Source organism: Rhodococcus sp. MEB032, assembly GCF_030208925.1.
Classification (GTDB): Bacteria; Actinomycetota; Actinomycetes; order Mycobacteriales; family Mycobacteriaceae; genus Rhodococcus_F; species Rhodococcus_F qingshengii.
In genome coordinates, this window is sequence record NZ_JARVSY010000031.1 from 71,761 (window position 1) to 89,752 (window position 17,992).

The window sequence follows — 17,992 nt, forward strand, 5'->3', positions numbered from 1 at the left end:
CAGGTTCAGGCAGCAGCGGTGCGAGCCTGTTCCTCGCGCCACCACGCGACGGTCGCTTCGGCGGCCTGATCGAGCGGCGTCGGCGAGAGTCCGAGCAGCACTTCGCTGGCACTCGAGTCCATGACGAACGGCTTGGTGAACTGGTAGTTCATCTCAGCGAGTTCGCGGCTGTCGGTGTTGATCTTGCCGACGGCGTCGAGCACCCATGCGGGCAGTACACCCACCTTGGCGGGGGATGCCCCGGCGGCGCGGGCGAAGGCCTCGGCGATCTTGCGCTGAGTGAGCGCGGTGCCGGTGGGTGCGTGGAGGACGGAGTTCCAAAGCTCGGGGTTGTGTGCCGCCGCGATCATCGCTGCTGCGAGATCGGGGATGTAGGTGAAGGAGTGCGGCTGATCTGCGGAACCGATGACACGAATCTTCTTACCTGCCATGACCTTCGGAACCATGCGCTCACCGGCGTGGGCGGTGCGGACGCGGGGGCCGAAGAAGTCCGAGGCCACGACGCTGACGGTGGGTGTTGCAGAGGCCTCGCGAGCGCGCAGCAGCGCGGTGCGCACGCCGCGCTTGCCACCGGTGGCGTTGCGTGGATCGGATTCGGTCATCAGGGTGTCGGAGTTGTAGGCGTAGAGGCTTTCGGGGAAGACCACGACGGCACCGATGGATGCGGCCGCGTCGAGCACAACCTCCTCGGCCGCCGGGAGTTCCCGCTCCCAATCGGCTGCGTTGTAAGCAGCGTGGATGCAGTGGTAGATGGCCGTGGCGCCCTCGCTGACCGAGCGAAGGGCCTCGGAATCCGAGACGTCGACGCGTCGGCGGTCGATCAGCGGGTGCTCGGGCCCGCTGCCGGACCTGGTCAGGATGCGGACGTTGATTCCCTGCTCGGCGAGCTGTAGCGCGACGGCGGATCCGACGGGTCCTGCTCCGGTGACGATTTCGAGGTTCGACATGGTGTGCTCCTTCTTGTTTCGAGTGAACTGAGAGCACTGCTCTCGTTTTCAAGAATGCACCTGCACCCGAGCGCTGTCAAGAGCAGTGCTCTCTTTTGTTGATACTGCTCTCGGGAATGGGGCAAGATGGACCCATGGTTGGAACTCCCCGCGAACGGGCGCGCGAACAGACGCTGCAGGACATCACCCGTATCGGACGCGAGCATCTCGCTGCCGTCGGCGCTGCAGCCTTGTCCCTGCGGGCCGTCGCGCGTGACCTGGGAGTCGTGTCCTCAGCGGTATACCGCTATGTCGCCAGTCGGGACGAACTGCTGACCTTGCTGGTGGTCGACGGGTACACGGAACTGGGCGCGGAAGTGGACGCCGCCGTGAATGCCGTTGCAGCAGAGGATTTTCGCGGACAGTTCATTGCTCTCGGGCGCGCCGTTCGCAGCTGGGCGATCCGGGAGCCGGCCCGCTACGGTCTGTTGTTCGGCAGCCCCGTCCCCGGCTACGACGCTCCGGGCGAGCAGACCACCGGCCCCGGCACCCTCGTCGTGACCCGGCTGATCGGGATCATCGACGCCGCCCATCGCGCGGGTTCACTGACGGTGCGAGAGGGTCCGGGCCTGAGTGACACGTTGGCAGCGGACCTCGAGGGAGTGCGGAATGAACTGGGTACCGACCTGCCGCCGGATGCCGCGGTGCGCGCAACTCTCGTCTGGGTATCGCTGTTCGGTTCGGTGAACTTCGAGGTGTTCGGGCAGTACGGAAGCGATACGTTCACCGACGCGAGCGAGATTTTCGAGCGGCATTTGGCACTACTTGCCGATGTGGCGGGTCTGACCTGAACACGCTTGTGTCTCGTTCCTCCGCGCGCAGTTGTCGGTGAGATGATGTCCTTGTGGCGCACGCAGAAGAACCCGAGGATCGAATGGCCTGGATAGAACCGGAGGTTCGTCCGGGCAGTTTGTTGGTGTCGTCGACCGATCTCACGGAACCCGCATTTCGCCGCACCGTCATCTACATGATCGAGCACAACGACGCCGGGAGCCTGGGCGTCGTCGTCAATCGGCCGAGTGAGACGGCCGTGCAGAACGTGTTGCCGCAGTGGTCACCGCTGACCGCGCATCCTTCGGCCCTGTACATCGGTGGACCAGTCAAGCGTGACTCGGCGCTTTGCCTGGGCATCGCTCGCAACGGTGCGCGGATCGACGGCGTCGCCGGCCTGCGGCGGGTGGACGGCAAGGTAGTCATGGTGGATCTGGACTCGGACCCGGAGGTCATTGCTCCTCTGGTCGAAGGAATCCGCATTTTTGCCGGGTACTCGGGTTGGACTCTGGGCCAGCTGGATTCGGAGCTCGAGCGTGAAGACTGGATGGTGATCAGCTCGCTGCCGTCGGATGTGCTGACGCCGCCCCGAGTCGATGTCTGGGCACGGGTGCTACGACGCCAGCCGCTACCCGTGGCGATGCTGGCCAGCCACCCCATCGAGGTGGAACGAAACTGACTTGTCGGAGGTCGATGATATTCCTGTGTCATCGTTTTCGAGAGAGGTGGCAGCAATGATCGCTGAGCGTCAGATCCAGTGCGCGGATTGTGTTTCGGATGTCGATCACTGCCACGATTCTTTGCTACGGCATGCCGACGGGTCACTCGAATGCACCGGCGCGAACTGCCTCGACCTGGCATCGGTCCGCCATGCGCTGTCCATCGATTGTGCTGAACTGCAGGGCGGTTGCGGCTGCGTCGACGCGACCCGAGGCGAGTTGCTCGCTAGCTGACGCTGACCGGATCCCGATTCGCGAAGCGTTGCGCCATCGCAGCACAGACGATCAGTTGGATCTGATGGAAGATCATCAGCGGCAACACGATCAGGCCGACGGGCTGGCCCGCGAACAGTACAGCCGCCATCGGTAGGCCCGTTGCCAAGGACTTCTTCGACCCGCAGAAGATGATGACGATCTGATCGGGAAGATCGAACCCGAGCTTGCGCCCCGCGAGAGTGGTCACGCCGAGAACCAGCGCGAGAATCAGGCAGCACACGATTGTGAGGATCACGATCTGCCAGATCGTGATGGTGCTCCAGATCCCCTCTTTCATGCTTTCGCTGAAGGCGGCGAAGACAACGAGGAGGATCGATCCGCGATCGACGTACTTGGTGGGTTCGGCGTACTTCTGCAGCCATCCGATCACCAGCGGTCGGATCAGCTGACCGACGATGAACGGGATCAGCAACTGCACGACGATGTCGAGGATCGACGAGAAGTCGACCGTCGCCTGGCCGGTGGTGTTCATCAGCAGAACCACCAGCAGCGGTGTGACGAAGACGCCGATCAGGTTGGAGAACGACGCACTGACGATCGCGCCCGCGACGTTCCCCTTGGCGATCGAGGTGAACGCGATCGAAGACTGAACCGTCGACGGAACCAGGCACATGTAGAGGATGCCGGTGTAGAGCTCGTCGCTGATCAGCGTCGGTGACAGGAATCGCAGTGCTAGGCCGATCAGTGGGAACAGCACGAACGTCGCGGCGAGGACGACGGTGTGCAGTCGCCAGTGCTTGACGCCCTTCCAGGCTTCCTGCGGCGAGAGCCGTGCGCCGTAGAGCAGGAACAAGAAGCCGATGGCGATCTTGGTGGCCCAGTTCAGAATGCTCTCCGCGGTACCCGATACCGGGAACACACTTCCGAGCACGCCGGCGATGATGATGCCGAGGATGAACCCGTCGATGTAGAACCTACTGAGAAACTTCACCTGGCTAAGGATAACGGCGAGCTTCGGCGGGCTCTCGAGCCCCACGAAGGTTGAAGCCCATCACCGCCAGGCACAGCAGCGTCCCGATGATCGACAGCTCGATGATGGCCGTCTGCATTCCCTGGAGGGTGATGGCGATACCCGCGATGATCGACGGGATCGCCAGTCCCGCGTAGCTGACGGTGAAGAACGCGGCCAGAACTCCGCCGTGGCTCTCGCGGGCGTGGGTCCGGGCGGCGGCGTTGACGCGCTTCATGCCGCCGGCAAACGCCAGACCGTGCCCGGCGCCGACCACGACGGTGATGACGCCAAGCAGTGCCAGGCTCGGGACGAGGTCGACCACGAGGAGGCCGATCATTCCCAGAGCGAGGATTCCCAGGCCGGCGGTGACGGACGTGCGCGGGTCCATGCGGCTTCCGCCGAGTTGCGCGACCACCGAGCAGATCATCACCAGTGCAGCTGCCCCGCCGCCGAGCAGAAGGTTGTCGATGTTCAGCAGGCTGGTCATCCACGACGGGACCACCGACTGGAAGAGCCCGACCGCGCCCCACGACAGCGCGACGGCGAGCGAGCTGAGCCAGAAAGTCTCTCGGATGGTGGCGGGAACATGCGGCATCTGGAAGAACCGCTTCGGGCGTGTGATGTCCCCGATCCGCGGCAGTAGCAGCAACACGATCAGTGCCGGGATGAACGCGACGAGGAAGATCAGATACGGCAACCGCAGCGGTTGCGGAAGGTACTGGGCGATTGCACCGGACACGAGTGGTCCGAGCGCACCGCCCAACGCGCCCGTCACCGTCGATACGAGCGCTGCTCGTCGGTGATCGAACTTCGGTTCCTGCTCCACCAATGCGGCGCTGCCCGCCGCACTGGCCGCGCCCACCGCGATTCCCTGGGCAATCCGGCCGACGAACAACCACACCGTCGCGTCGGCAAATGCCAGAACGAGCGTGCCGACGACGCTCAGAGCGAGTGCAGTAAGGAGCACGGTGCGTCGGCCGAGGGCGTCGGACAGCGGTCCGAAGAACAGCAATGCCGGAACGAGGCCGGCGACGTAGACGCCGTAGATCAGCGTCTGGATGGTGGGCGTGAATCCGAACTCGGTCCGGTACAGCCCGTAGACGGAGGTGGGCATGTTCGCGCCCAAGAGGATCACGGTGAGGACGTAGCCCACGCCGTAGAAGTGTCGATTGGTGCGGCGTGTGCGTTCTTCGGTGGCGACAGCTGTGGCGGACGTGGGAAGCCCCTCCTGAAGACAGAGTGCGAAAATACATGGGTCGTCCTACGTATCGTAGGTGAGTGGAATGATCGCCGCTAATGCTGTGAGGATGAGCTGATGACCGTTGTTCGCAAAGAGTCCGCGTACGAGCAATCCCTCGACTGGATGCGCACGCAGATCTCCGACGGCGTCTGGACAGTGGGCAATCGTGTTCCGACCGAGCCGGAGCTGATGAGTGTTCTCGGCGTCGGCCGGAACACCGTGCGCGAAGCGATCAAGACATTGACCTCGACGGGAGTTCTCGAGATCCGTCGCGGATCAGGGACCTTCGTGCGCGCTCGGACCGACATCGGCGGACTGCTCGGCAAACACGCGTCCGTCGACGAGATGAAATACGTCTTCGAAGTGCGTCGTGCGCTCGAGATGGAAGCGGTCCGGTTGGCGTGTGAGCGTCGCAGCGACGACGACGTTCGGATACTTCGTGAACTGGCCGCCAAGCGTGATGTCCCAGCGGAGAACTTCGTCGACGTCGATCTCGCGTTTCACATTGCCGTTGTCGATGCCGCCCACAATCCCGTGCTGAAAGATCTGTTTGCCGGAATCCTCGAAACAGTTCGAGCCACCTACGAGGTGACCGAAGGGGTGCATCCGCCGTCGCTGACGTCTTCGCATCATCAGGGAGTTGCCGAAGCCATCGCCGAACGCGATGTCACCAAAGCCAGGGCTGCGGCGTGTGGGTATCTCGAGAAGACTCAGGAAGCGATCGGTTCAGGCTCGGCGGTTAGCGAGTCCGGGCGTCGGCCAATCGATTGAGTGACCCGGCGATGTCTTCGGCTTCGGGTGTCGTGATCGTGAGTCGGTCGCCACAAGCGAACGTGATGACCACCGCTGGTCCGGTGCGGGTGACGACGCCGTAGTTGCGACGACCCTTGGTCTTGAGTCCCCAGCCGCCGAAGTCCGCGAACGGTTTGATCTCCGCGATGTCAGCTCCGACAACTTCGTCTATGTCGTAGGTCATCGCAGCCATCCCCATGTTGATCACCCGGATCTCCCGTTCGTCGACGATCACCCGGAAGCGAACCAAGCTGACGACAAGCAGGCCGAGTGCCCCGAAGATGAACAACGGCCAGAGTGACCGCGTCGCCAACGCCATGACGACTCCGGGCGACAGAGTGATCGCAGCGAGGATCACCGACCCCTTGGCGCTGAATCCGACGTCGTCGGAGATGGGGAGAGCGCAGCGGCTTCGCGGCAACCCGGCCGAGGGTTCGATCGTGGCAAGAGTGCGGACGCGGTAGTCACGCAGGAACGAGGCGCCGATCCACCCCAGCACCCCGCCGATGACAAAGCCGACACCGATAGACCACAGCGGGAGTGACGTCGTGGATGGATCGGTGACATCGAGTTGGGTGTAGAGCAAAGCGAAGTTCACTGTCGTGATGAGCCCGACCACGCTCAGCCCGACAACTAACATGAATCGGCGCATCATCAGCATCGCGGGAGCAAGAGCAGCAATCGCACTCAGGCCGCCACCGAAGAGCAGCGTCAGAAGTGCAATGGTCCAGGCGTTGGCCGACGGGGTGGAGAATCCGTCCGGCGAGGTGGTGGTCCAGTGAATCGCGATCTGTTCCGGGAGGCGGGGCTCCCAAATTTTTGTCAGGACGAAGCCGAAGACCGCACACAACAGCGGAACGACTAGCCCGAATACGACCCCGGCCGGGTCGACCACGCGATGTTTCACGTGAATCAATGAGCCGGCTGGCAAGCATCCTTGAGCGCGCAGGCACCGCAGGAAGCGGTGCCGCAAGCGGCAGCGTTCGCCTTGGCCTCGGGGGTCTCCGCCACCGGCTCGTCGGCGGCAGGCTCGGAGTGGCCGCCGCAGTTGCAGTCGTTACCGCATCCGCTCTGCTGCGGGAGCGCGGCGGCTGCGCGGGTGCCGATGCCTCCACCGAAACCGGCAGTGAGGACGGCGACGACGACGGCGATGATCGCGACGGCAATGCCGAAGACTCCGCCGATGGTCAGTGCTGCGACTCCGCCGATGACCAACATTCCAGCGGCCGCGAGCATGGTCGGACCGGCCACCTTGTTGGCGAGGGCGAACGACTCCTCGCTCCGCAGGGAATCCTCGGTGCGGACACCGGCCCAGCGGTTGCGCGGGAGTTTGCCGATCAGTCCGGCGACAGCAACTCCACCGACGGCGACAGCGAGCACGAATAGCACCACAGCGACAACGATCACCCATACAGGATAGGCGCGAGTGGAGTTGATGGTATGCCCGGGTCGTGCAGGCTCTACCCTGGTTATCGGTATTTCCGTCAGCCAAGTAGATAGCGACCACAGTGACCGAGTCTCCGCAGTCCCCCGATTCACCAGCCGACGCAACTCCGCAGCACCGCTACACCGCGGAGCTCGCCGGCCAGATCGAGCAGCACTGGCAGGACCGCTGGAGTGAGGAAGGCACGTTCAACGCGCCCAATCCGGTCGGTCCGCTCTCCTCGCCCGACGGTGTTCCCGCCGACAAGCTCTTCGTGCAGGACATGTTCCCGTACCCCTCGGGTTCGGGCCTGCATGTCGGTCACCCGCTCGGATACATCGCTACGGACGTCTTCGCGCGCTTCCATCGCATGCAGGGCCGCAATGTCCTGCACACCCTCGGTTACGACGCCTTCGGTCTCCCGGCCGAGCAGTACGCCGTGCAGACGGGTACCCACCCACGGACCACCACCGAGTCCAACATCGCCAACATGAAGCGCCAGCTGCGACGCCTGGGTCTGGGCCACGACGAGCGTCGTAGTCTCGCGACGACGGATGTCGACTTCTACCACTGGACGCAGTGGATCTTCCTGCAGATCCATGGCGCCTGGTACGACAAGGAAGCCGGCAAGGCGCGTCGTATCTCCGAGTTGGAAGCCGAGTTCGATTCCGGTGAGCGCGCTCTGGAAGACGGACGCGAGTGGGCTTCGTTGGACGTGGCCGCGAAGGCCAAGGTTCTGGACTCGTACCGCCTTGTCTACCAGTCGGATTCGATGGTCAACTGGTGCCCCGGTTTGGGTACCGTCCTGGCCAACGAGGAAGTCACCGCCGACGGTCGTAGTGACCGCGGAAACTTCCCAGTCTTCCGTAAGCATCTCCAGCAGTGGATGATGCGCATCACCGCGTACTCCGATCGCCTGGTCGACGACCTCGAGTACCTGGATTGGCCGGACAAGGTCAAGGCCATGCAGCGCAACTGGATCGGACGCTCGTACGGTGCCGAAGTTACCTTTGCTGCAGGCGAGTACGGCGTCGATGTGTTCACTACCCGTCCGGACACGCTGTTCGGCGCCACCTACGTGACGCTGGCTCCTGAGCACGACTTGGTGGACAAGCTCGTCGCGGACGAGTGGCCCGAAGGTGTCGACGCGCGCTGGACTGGCGGTGCCACGACTCCGGCGGAAGCTGTTGCTGCATACCGTAAGTCGATTGCCGCCAAGACCGACCTGGAGCGCCAGGAAAACAAGGAGAAGACGGGCGTCTTCCTCGGTTCCTACGCCGTCAATCCGGTCAACGGACACAAGGTTCCGATCTTCATCGCCGACTACGTTCTGACGGGTTACGGCACCGGTGCGATCATGGCAGTTCCGGGACACGATCACCGTGACTGGGAGTTCGCGAACGCGTTCGGTCTGGATATTCTCGAAGTTATTGCCGGTGGCAATGTTTCGGAGGCTGCGTACTCCGGTGACGGCCCGCTGGTGAACTCCGACTACCTCGACGGGCTGGACGTTGCCGAGGCCAAGGCGACCGTCATCAGTCGCCTCGAGGAGAGCGGCCAGGGCAAGGGCACCATCCAGTACAAGCTGCGCGACTGGCTTTTCGCGCGTCAGCGTTACTGGGGCGAGCCTTTCCCGATCGTCTACGACGCGGACGGCAACGCACACGCTCTGCCGGATTCGGCTCTGCCCGTGGTGCTTCCGGAGGTCGAGGACTACGCACCCGTGTCCTTCGATCCGGACGACGCCAACTCCGAGCCCTCTCCCCCGCTGAACAAGGCGACCGACTGGGTCAACGTCGAGCTCGATCTCGGTGACGGTCTGCAGACCTACCACCGCGACACCAACGTCATGCCGCAGTGGGCAGGTAGCTCGTGGTACCAGCTGCGCTACATCGACCCCACCAACCAGGACGCCTTCTGCGACCCGCAGAACGAGGCGTACTGGACTGGCCCGCGTCCGGAACTGCACGGCCCCAACGATCCCGGTGGAGTCGACCTGTACGTCGGCGGCGTCGAGCACGCAGTGCTGCACCTGCTGTACTCGCGCTTCTGGCACAAGGTTCTGTTCGACCTGGGCTACGTGTCCTCGAGCGAGCCGTACCGCCGCCTGTACAACCAGGGCTACATCCAGGCATTCGCGTACACCGACGCCCGCGGCGTCTACGTGCCGGCAGAGGAGGTCGTCGAGCGTGACGGCAAGTTCTTCTACGAAGGCGCCGAGGTCAACCGCGAGTACGGCAAGATGGGCAAGAGCCTGAAGAATGCCGTTGCGCCGGACGAGATCTGCGCCGAGTTCGGTGCAGACACTCTGCGTGTGTACGAGATGTCGATGGGTCCGCTGGACACCTCGCGTCCGTGGGCAACCAAGGACGTCGTCGGTGCTGCGCGATTCCTGCAGCGAGTGTGGCGCATCGTCATCGACGAGGAGACCGGCAAGCCCCGTGTCACCGACGAAGCTCCTGGTGAAGAGACTCTGCGTGCGCTCAACAAGGCGATTTCCGGTGTCATCGAGGATTACACGGCGCTGCGCGACAACACGGCCGCCGCGAAGCTGATCGAGTACAACAACCACCTCACCAAGGCGTTCCCGGGCGGTGCGCCGCGTGCTGCTGTCGAGCCGCTGGTGCTGATGCTCGCTCCCCTGGCGCCGCACCTCGCGGAAGAGCTGTGGTCGCGTCTGGGTCACACGGAATCCCTTGCGCACGGACCCTTCCCCGCAGTCGAGGAGAAGTGGCTCGTCGAGGATACCGTCGAGTACCCGATCCAGGTCAACGGCAAGGTTCGTAGCCGCATCAGCGTCCCGGCGGATGCCGATCGCAAGGCTGTCGAAGAGATTGCGCTGGCCGACGAGAAGATCGTCGCTCTGCTCGAGGGCAACGCACCCCGCAAGGTGATCGTTGTGCCGGGCAAGATGGTGAACATAGTTCTGTAGGGCCTTCGGCCCCTGTGCGCCGTTTTGGTAGTTACCGCTACCGAAACGGCGCACAGTCGTTTCTGGGGATGATTCCCGACGTTGACACCGAGGGGGGAACCTCAAAGGCGGGATCGTCAAGTACGGGGTGGTCGGTATTTCGAAGATGGGAATGGCTCCACGTTCAAGTTCGAACCGAAAATCGTTGCCGTTGCTCATAATCCAAGGCCAGGTTCGAGTTTGTGACGCCAATCAGTCGTTGTCCTGAATGTCCCGCTCCACGGAACATTTGGTAGCGCGTGTTCGATGTGAGGGCTGTGATGCACGTAACACGTTGCCGAGAGCGGTAGCTGTCGTTCCACTGCACTTCCCCGCAAGGCCCCCGTCGGCGGTATTCGACAGGGGGTCAATCGAATTTGTAGGTGTCCCGAAAGGATCTTCCAGCCATGGCGTCTCACGTCCACAGCTCCGGTTCGTCTCCTAGTGCGCCCGAACCGACATCGATACCGGAGCGTTGGACTCCGCGACTGGTGTTCTCTCTGGCGTCGATCGTTCTACTTCTCGAGATGCTCGCGGTGAGCTACATGATGATTTCCACTGCGCTGCCGGCCATCTCGGCGCATTATCAAACGACGCAGGGAGCTTGGCTGCTCACGTCGTTCTTGCTGCTGGGGGCGGTCGCGTCTCCTCTGCTCGGAAAGCTCGCCGACATGTACGGCAAGCGAAAAGTCCTGCTCTTGGCGGTCGCCGGCGCAGCGGTCGGATCCTTCATTTCGGCGGTTGCGCCGAGCTATGCCGTCCTGATTCTGGGCCGGTCATTGACGGGTCTGCTCGTTCCCTGCCTCTTCCTGAGCTACTCCCTCATTCGAGATGTCTTCCCGCCGAAAACTGTTGCGCTGGCGGTCAGTATCGCGACTTCCGGTATGGGTCTGATCGCGATTCCGGCGCCGTTCGTCTCCGGTTGGTTGATCGACAACCACGGGTTCCGGAGCATCTTCTGGTTCTTTGTCGTCGGGCTGGTTCTCCTCGGCGGCATGATCTTCGCTTCGACGGCGGAATCGACTGTCCGACTTCGCTCTTCGCTGGACCTGATCGGCGCGGTACTGCTCGGATCGGGCATCGCCGGAATTCTGATCGGCGTCAGCTTCGGACCGACCTGGGGCTGGAAGAACGGTTCGACACTGGCCTACCTGATCGGCGGCGTCGCACTGTTGGTGGCTTGGGTTGCCTCTGCCCGAGCCATCCGCGAGCCCTTGATCGACCTGCGCTACTTCGGCAAGCGTTCGGTGATGCTCACCGCCGTCGGTGCCGGTTTCTGCTACGGCGCATCGGGAGTCTTCACGATTTTGCTGCCGATGATGGTGATGACCCCCGCAGTTCTCGGCCTGGGATACGGATTCGGCGTGACGGCAGAGGGATTCGCGATCTTCCAGGCGCCCCTTGGCGGCATGGTGGTGGTCGGTGGTTTGATCGTGGGCTTCCTCGTGGGGCGCAACATCCGGCCCCGTCTGCTGATGATCATCGGAATGATACTCATGGCAGTCGGATTCACGTTGACGGCCACCATTCACGACAACAAGCCTCTGCTCATCATCTTTGCCGGAATCTTCGGTGTCGGTATGGGTATGGGCTACGCCTCCATCCCGAACCTGCTCATCGAGGCAGTGCCGCCGCAGTTGCAGGCAACCACGGCGAGCATGGTTGCGGTCTTCCAGAGCATCTTCCCCGCTGTGCTTCCCGTCATCGCCTTCACGGTCTTGAACTCGCACATCGCGATGGCGATGGAGGGCGCTGTGTTCTACACCGACGAGGGCATGCGTATCGCGTTCCTGATCGGTGCTGCTGCAGCAGTTCTCGGCGCGATCGCAGCCGTGTTCCTGCCGCGAAACATCGTCCAGATCGGCGCAGAAGACGGTGTGCAGCAGGAGACGTCCCTCCTCCCTGCTCACTGATCACACGATGATGTGCGGCTACTGGCCAACGTCCGTAGCCGCACATCGCCGTGGTGGCACTTCGACGTCATGCAAGATGAATCTCCTGCAGCGAGATCTCACCCCGCAGCGGACGCTCTGCGACCTGTGCCAGATCAGATACGAATGTGTCCGCGATCGATCGGGTGGTGGTGAGTTGTACCGACAGAACATTGTTCGCCTGACTGCACACAGTTGCGCCGTGCCGGTACGCCACCAGCGCCACCGGATCGACGCGTTGGAAAGTCGCGGTGACGTGTAGGCCGACCTGCGGTGTCACCGGAACGAACGGGCCGTGGTCCGTCTTGATGCGAACTATCCCGATGATCTTGTTGAGACGCTTGATCAACATGGCGTCGGAGATCGTTGCCGGGCAACGGTACGCGATCGACATTCCGGTGACTCCCGGCGATGTCACGGACACCCACGTAGACAGGCTGACGACCTCGACGCCGAGCTTCCACCCCAGCGACGAAATACGTGCGAGAACCGCCGCGGTATCGTGGCATTCGACCACCATGGTGCCCACCCGACTCGTATCGGTGCCCACCCGAGCCGCTTCACCCATTTCCTCGACCTCCTCCGCCTAGAGAGGAAGTCCGGGCGCATCGACCCCGATGATTCTCGATCCCCGGAAGAAGTCGAGAAGCTCTGCGTCGCCGTGTGCGCCGATACCGCTTCCGCCCCAGAAACTCTGGGTCGAGTGGTCGTCTAGGTCCAGGAGGCTGGTGCTGTTGATCTTGTTCTCACCGCAATCGATTCGGGTCGCAAGTTCACGAGCGGCGTCGACGTCGGCGCCGAACACGTATCCGGCCAGGCCGGTATCGAGAGCGTTGGCCTCGAGCAGAGCTTCCTCGTCGGTTGATGCTCGGTGCACCGTCAGGATCGGCCCGAAGGTCTCCGATTTGGTCTGCTCCGACGAGATTCCGTGCACCACTGTCGGTGGGAAGAACCATCCGGAATCGTCAGGCACGGGGGTGCTCGAGACGGCCGTGCCGCCCACGCCACGGAGGAACTCGACGGTATCCCGCATCCGTTGGAGTTGAGGCTCGTTCGCCTGCGGACCCATCGTGGTGTTGGCGTCATCGGTTCGGCCGAGTGCGATTTCGGCCGTGCGGTCGAGTATTGCGTCGACAAGCCGGTCGTGAAGGTGCGGCGGCACGAAGACGCTTCCCGGACTCTCACACCATTGCCCGTTAAGTTTGGTGAACCCGTCGACGAGTGCGGTGGCAGTCAGATCGATGTCGGCGTCGGCGCGGATGATTACGGGGTTGTTGCTGCCGAGCTCGAGTTGAAGAGCCTTGAAATCGGTAGAAGCTGCAGTGGCGATGGAACTACCGGCCGCTCGGCCGCCGGTGAACGCCAGTGCTCGGATTCGTCGATCGGAGGCCAGTAGATGCCCGACGTCCCCGCCTCCGTGAACGAGTTGAAACAGAGCTTTCGGCGCGTCGACTTCGGCGATGGCACGTGAGATCGCCTCGGCAAGCACGTTGGGTCCTGACGGAGCCCAGTTGGAGGGCTTGGCGATGACCGGAGCACCTGCGGCCAAAGCGAATGCGGTCTTCTTGGCGGTGATGAAGCTCGGTGCGTTCCACGGTGCGATCACAGCGGTCGGGCCCCACGCCAGCCGATGTAATTGTGCACCTGACGCCAGCTGCTCGAACCCGGAGGAGTTCTTCAGATGCGTTGCAGCACTGCGGAACAGATCGGGAAGTCCGCCGGCGAAAAGTGTGCTGATCGAAAGCGGAAGGCCGTTGTTCTTGGAGTCCTCACGAGCGATCGCCGCAGTCCGTTCTTCGACAAGTTCAGCCGTTCTCTCGAGTAGGCGCACCCGGTCGGCGACCGATCGACGGGTCCAGACACCCGATCGGTGAAGTTCTGTCGCGGCGGTGATCGCCCTCTCCACCTGTTCGGTGGAGGACGAGAGTTGGGCTTGCAGTTTCTCTCCGGTGTCGGGATCGGTGAGAAATTCGCCGAGGTCGATAGCCGGTGTTTCGACGTTTCCGTCGATCGTGTTGTTCTGGGGCACGAGTGAGCATGAAGTGGTCATGACTGTCCTTCGTGGCGAAATCGTTTGTAGGTCAGATGTTGTCGAGGTAGCGTTCGCGTTCCCAGTCGGTGACCGCGGACATGAAGGAATCCCATTCGTCCTTGGCGACCGCCGCATAGTGCGATACGACCTCGGCGCCGAACGCCGCGAGTGCGAACTCACTGGCCTCGAGCGCACGCGCCGCTTCGTCCAGTGTGCCGGGCAGCGGTTGTTGCTTCACCTTCTCGAGTGTGTCTGTGTCGCTGTACCCGTCGCGTCGTACCGGTGCGCCGGGATCGAGCTTTCGTGTCAGACCGTCGTTCATCGACGCCAGAACGGCGGCGAGTGCGAGATACGGATTTGCGTCCGCCCCTGGCAGTCTCATTTCGAGACGGTTGGCGGACGGTGCACCGGTGATGAGTCGGCAGGTGGTAGTCCTGTTGTCGAAACCCCAGGTCAAGCCGTTCCCCGAGAAATCGTGGCTGGCTCTGGTGCGGCGCATCGAGTTGATGGTCGGCGTGTAGAACAGCATGAGTTCCGGGCAGTGCTCGAGAACTCCGCCGACGGCGTGCAGCAGCTCGGCGCTCGCGGTGTTTTCTGCGGTTTCGTCGTGGAATGGGAAGGTGTCGTCGCTCCGCATGGACGCGTGAATATGACACGACGAGCCCATGCCGTCGGTGCTCGGACGTGCCATGAAGGTAGCAGTGAGCCCTTCTGCCGCAGCGACGTCGTGGACGACCTGCTTGAATAGCACATGGCGGTCGGCCATCTCGAGGGCGGTTCCGTATTCGAGGTTGATCTCCCACTGGCCCAGGCCGTATTCGACCTGAGAGACCTCCACGGGAATCGCGCTCTCCTCCAACGCGGTTCGTACCTTGCGGAAGAAAGGTTCCATCGCGTTGCCGGCGGTGATGGTGTAATCCGAGGGCACCAGGGTGGTGGGTTCGAGATCCCGATAGCCGCTGCGCCGCAATGCGTCGGGGGCACCTCGGTAGAGGTGAAACTCGAGTTCCGTTGCCGCATAGACGGTGTGGCCGTCAGCTTCGAGCTTGTCGATCTGTTTGCGCAGGATCGTGCGCGGTGCGATCGGGACCATCTCGCCGGTATGTTCGTCGACCGAGTCAGCGATGACGATGGCAGTGGACTCGAGCCACGACGCGCGTCGCAGTGTTCCCAGGTCAGGTTGCAGGCGGAAGTCATGCCAGCCGGTGTGTCCGCCGGCGTAGTCGACAACGAGTTTGTCCATGCGTTGGCTGGCATCCCAGGCATACACACAGGTGCACACATGCAGACCCTCGTCGATGTTCGCGAGGAAAATTCGCGTCGGGACTCGTTTGCCGATCAACCGTCCGTAGAGGTCGATACCGGCGATGAGGACGGTGTCGATGTCGGACTCGGCGAGCTCGGCCGTGGTGAGCCGGCCTTTCATCGGGCAAGCCATCCGCCGTCGACGGGCAGCTGGACTCCACTGATGTAGGAGGCGTCGTCGGAGAGCAGGAAGGAGACTGCAGCACCCATGTCCTCGGGGCGGCCGACGCGCGGCACCAGGAGCCTGGACTTCATGAAGTCGAGAACTTCGCCGGAGGAGACGTCGATGCCAGGCAGGAAGGCGGTGGGGACCGGCCCGGGGGCGATCGCGTTGACTCGTACGTTGTACCGCGAGAGTTCGACGGCCAGAGCCTTCGTCAGCATCTTCACTCCACCCTTCGACGCGTTGTAGTGGACCTGTGCGAAGCCCTGGGAGGACACGACCACGTCCGCTTCCACCGTCGACAAGTTCACCACAGCGCCGCTGTTGCCGTCGCGGAAGTACGGGGTGGCGATCTGCGTGACGATGAACATGCCCTTGAGATTGACGTCGAGGACGAGGTCCCACTCTTCGTCGGTGAGGTTCTCGAGAGAACTCATCGTGATCAGGCCGGCGTTGTTGACGAGGTAGTCGAAGCGTCCCCATTCGGCGACGGTGGCTTCGAAAGCGGCGCTCACGGCGGCGCGGTCGCGCACATCGGCCTCAAGGGCGAGCGCGGGTGTGCCGTACTGCGATTCGATAAGTGCGACGGTCTCCTTTGCACTTTCGATGTGAAGGTCCACGACCGCGACGCGGGCACCGTCGGAGGCGAGGCGCAGCGCGATGCCGCGGCCGATTCCGGAGCCTGCACCGGTGATCAGGGCAACCTTGTTCTCATGCGTACGTGACATTGTTGTCTTCCATTCTGTGATGATCGATCTGGTGAGAAGAATTGGTCCGACGGGAGGTTGCAGCGTCGACGAGCCACGAGAAGAGCGGGTCGATTTCGACGAAGAATTCGGGGTGCCACTGCACGCCCACCACGGGGCGATCGGCGGCCTGGATGGCTTCGGCGACGCCGTCGAGCGCGCGTCCGACGATCCGAAGCCCGCTCCCCGGGGTGTCCACGGCTTGGTGGTGAAGGCTGTTCACGTGAATGCTGTTGCCGTACAGACTGTGTGGGACGGAACCGGATTCCAGAGCGACCTGTTGCGGTCGGTACGAACGCGGATAACCGAAGAAGCTGTGTGCCTCACCGGCGTCGGTCGGAAGGTCGGCAATCAGAGTGCCCCCGCGGGCGACGTTGACGACCTGGTGTCCTCGACATACACCCAGGATCGGCAGTCCGATTTCCCAGGCTGCATCGACCAGGGCGAACTCGAATTCGTCCCGAGCGGGGTCGATCATCGAGGAGTTTGGTCCGGGGGTGCGGCCGTATCGCCTGGGGTCCACGTCGGAACCACCGCTGAGGACGAGGGCATCGAGATGCTCGACGATTCGGCGCGGATCACTGTGGATGCTCAGCAGGATCGGTTGACCACCGGCAGCGCGGATCTTCGACGGAAAATCGGTGAAGAACATTTCCATCAACGCGTCGCCGACGACGTTGGGTAGTGACGGCCCGCCGCGGTCGACGCGGCCGGTGACTCCGATCAGGGGCATGGCGGGGAGTGCCTCCGCCGTCATCGTGAATTGGGTCATAGGAGCGAGCATAGAACCATTGAATGGCTTTTCGCTAGAGTTTGGCTTGTAAAGTTGGGGTAACGGGTTCGAAGTGCCGCGCGCTGCTGTATCTATTCAAGGACAGTTGCGAATGGGAGCGTTCGATTTCGTAGGTCAAGACGAAGCGTAAGTGTCGGTCCAGGCACCGAGTAGGGGGTACGAGACGTGCAGATCGACAAGCTGCCGGCCATCGAATTCATGGTCAGTGCACCGACGTTGGGGGAGGATATCGCTCGACGCTTGCGACTGCTCATTCACAGCGGCGCGCTCAGCCCCGGTGATCGCCTGCCGTCCGAGCGTGAACTGTCTCAGCAACTCGAAGTCGGTCGAGTCAGTGTGCGAGAAGCGGTCCGAATCCTTCAGGCGATGGGATACATCGAGGTGCGGCGAGGAGCCACGGGCGGATCGTTCGTTTCGGAGTTGACCAGGCCTTATGAAGACTGGGTTGGCCAGTTGAAAGCGCGAGAAGCAGACATCGACGAGATCGTCGACCTCCGTATCGGGTTGGAAATGCGCACGGCAAGCCTCGCGGCGGTCCGGCGAACCGATCGTCATCTTCTCGAGTTGCTCGAATCCATTGAGCAATTGGGGGTTTCCGGAAGTCGGGGATCGTTCCGGGCTTGTGACGCCAGGTTCCACGGCGGTATCGCCAGAGCGGCGGGAAACAGCAGGTTGGAGGCCGCTGTGGTCGAGGCTCGCGGCGAAATGTTCGTCCCCGTCGATCATCTCGTGTTCGAAGACCAGGTCGAGGCTTCGAGGGTGGAGCACAAGGAAATCTTCGAGGCGATCAAGCGGGGCGACAGCGCTCGCGCGGCGGAGGCAATGGAACGTCACATTCTGCACGCAAAAGACGAGCTCAAACGCTTGGCGCTGCAGGAAGAAGGCTGACGGGAGCGCGACGAACGGACGGTTC

At 62.8% G+C, this 17,992-nt stretch carries 17 protein-coding genes; 7 read left to right on the plus strand and 10 right to left on the minus strand.

Annotated elements, in window-relative coordinates:
* Nucleotides 1-5: 5 nt before the first annotated feature.
* On the minus strand, nt 6-947 hold the full coding sequence (locus QRN54_RS26900) for an NAD-dependent epimerase/dehydratase family protein (RefSeq protein WP_285183447.1): 942 nt from the start codon (nt 945-947) through the stop codon (nt 6-8).
* Nucleotides 948-1,081: 134 nt separating this feature from the next.
* Between QRN54_RS26900 and QRN54_RS26905 the strand changes: the two genes are divergently transcribed.
* From QRN54_RS26905 to QRN54_RS26915, 3 genes are read left to right on the plus strand one after another with little or no spacing between them, the layout of a single operon-like run.
* Nucleotides 1,082-1,777 (plus strand): TetR/AcrR family transcriptional regulator, encoded by a 696-nt coding sequence (locus QRN54_RS26905; RefSeq protein WP_003942494.1) that lies wholly within the window; start codon nt 1,082-1,084, stop codon nt 1,775-1,777.
* Between the two features lie 53 nt (nt 1,778-1,830).
* Complete coding sequence (locus tag QRN54_RS26910; protein ID WP_003942572.1) at nt 1,831-2,436, plus strand: YqgE/AlgH family protein; 606 nt, start codon at nt 1,831-1,833, stop codon at nt 2,434-2,436.
* A 55-nt stretch (nt 2,437-2,491) separates the two neighbouring features.
* On the plus strand, nt 2,492-2,710 hold the full coding sequence (locus tag QRN54_RS26915) for a hypothetical protein (RefSeq protein ID WP_042924370.1): 219 nt from the start codon (nt 2,492-2,494) through the stop codon (nt 2,708-2,710).
* On the opposite strand, the gene QRN54_RS26920 is transcribed toward QRN54_RS26915, so the two are convergent.
* Together QRN54_RS26920 and QRN54_RS26925 are read right to left on the minus strand one after the other, a co-directional pair.
* Nucleotides 2,703-3,683 (minus strand): bile acid:sodium symporter family protein, encoded by a 981-nt coding sequence (locus tag QRN54_RS26920; protein WP_003942582.1) that lies wholly within the window; start codon nt 3,681-3,683, stop codon nt 2,703-2,705. The genes QRN54_RS26915 and QRN54_RS26920 overlap by 8 nt on opposite strands.
* Nucleotides 3,684-3,687: 4 nt before the next feature.
* The gene (locus QRN54_RS26925; RefSeq protein ID WP_285183448.1) at nt 3,688-4,857 is read right to left on the minus strand and encodes an MFS transporter; all 1,170 of its coding nucleotides are present in this window, start codon (nt 4,855-4,857) and stop codon (nt 3,688-3,690) included.
* Between the two features lie 162 nt (nt 4,858-5,019).
* Between QRN54_RS26925 and QRN54_RS26930 the strand changes: the two genes are divergently transcribed.
* Nucleotides 5,020-5,715, plus strand: a complete 696-nt coding sequence (locus QRN54_RS26930) for a FadR/GntR family transcriptional regulator (protein ID WP_007729102.1) — start codon at nt 5,020-5,022, stop codon at nt 5,713-5,715.
* Here QRN54_RS26930 and QRN54_RS26935 read toward each other — a convergent pair.
* Complete coding sequence (locus QRN54_RS26935; protein ID WP_285183449.1) at nt 5,684-6,643, minus strand: DUF1648 domain-containing protein; 960 nt, start codon at nt 6,641-6,643, stop codon at nt 5,684-5,686. The genes QRN54_RS26930 and QRN54_RS26935 overlap by 32 nt on opposite strands.
* A gap of 5 nt (nt 6,644-6,648) precedes the next feature.
* On the minus strand, nt 6,649-7,143 hold the full coding sequence (locus QRN54_RS26940; protein ID WP_003942484.1) for an SdpI family protein: 495 nt from the start codon (nt 7,141-7,143) through the stop codon (nt 6,649-6,651).
* Nucleotides 7,144-7,244: 101 nt separating this feature from the next.
* Between QRN54_RS26940 and leuS the strand changes: the two genes are divergently transcribed.
* A complete protein-coding gene (leuS, locus tag QRN54_RS26945) occupies nt 7,245-10,091 on the plus strand; it encodes a leucine--tRNA ligase (protein WP_209448188.1) in 2,847 nt (948 codons plus the stop codon).
* A 425-nt stretch (nt 10,092-10,516) separates the two neighbouring features.
* Nucleotides 10,517-12,022, plus strand: a complete 1,506-nt coding sequence (locus QRN54_RS26950; RefSeq protein ID WP_030537475.1) for an MFS transporter — start codon at nt 10,517-10,519, stop codon at nt 12,020-12,022.
* A gap of 67 nt (nt 12,023-12,089) precedes the next feature.
* On the opposite strand, the gene QRN54_RS26955 is transcribed toward QRN54_RS26950, so the two are convergent.
* Genes QRN54_RS26955 through QRN54_RS26975 form a run of 5 tightly spaced genes read right to left on the minus strand, consistent with a single transcriptional unit; the run spans nt 12,090 to nt 17,058 of the window.
* Nucleotides 12,090-12,608 carry a hypothetical protein gene (locus tag QRN54_RS26955; protein ID WP_007729094.1) on the minus strand — a complete coding sequence of 173 codons (519 nt, stop codon included), beginning with the start codon at nt 12,606-12,608 and terminating at the stop codon, nt 12,090-12,092.
* An 18-nt stretch (nt 12,609-12,626) separates the two neighbouring features.
* Nucleotides 12,627-14,090 (minus strand): aldehyde dehydrogenase family protein, encoded by a 1,464-nt coding sequence (locus QRN54_RS26960; RefSeq protein ID WP_058227435.1) that lies wholly within the window; start codon nt 14,088-14,090, stop codon nt 12,627-12,629.
* A gap of 31 nt (nt 14,091-14,121) precedes the next feature.
* Entirely contained in the window at nt 14,122-15,498 is a 1,377-nt protein-coding gene (locus QRN54_RS26965) for a glutamine synthetase family protein (RefSeq protein WP_054827740.1), read from the minus strand.
* Nucleotides 15,495-16,268 carry an SDR family NAD(P)-dependent oxidoreductase gene (locus tag QRN54_RS26970; RefSeq protein WP_021332597.1) on the minus strand — a complete coding sequence of 258 codons (774 nt, stop codon included), beginning with the start codon at nt 16,266-16,268 and terminating at the stop codon, nt 15,495-15,497. The genes QRN54_RS26965 and QRN54_RS26970 overlap by 4 nt, the downstream gene beginning before the upstream one ends.
* The gene (locus QRN54_RS26975) at nt 16,252-17,058 is read right to left on the minus strand and encodes a gamma-glutamyl-gamma-aminobutyrate hydrolase family protein (RefSeq protein WP_233405620.1); all 807 of its coding nucleotides are present in this window, start codon (nt 17,056-17,058) and stop codon (nt 16,252-16,254) included. Before QRN54_RS26975 ends, QRN54_RS26970 begins: the two co-directional genes overlap by 17 nt.
* 186 nt (nt 17,059-17,244) lie before the next feature.
* On the opposite strand from QRN54_RS26975, the gene QRN54_RS26980 reads away from it, so the two are divergent.
* Nucleotides 17,245-17,967 (plus strand): FadR/GntR family transcriptional regulator, encoded by a 723-nt coding sequence (locus QRN54_RS26980; protein WP_021332595.1) that lies wholly within the window; start codon nt 17,245-17,247, stop codon nt 17,965-17,967.
* Nucleotides 17,968-17,992: the final 25 nt, after the last annotated feature.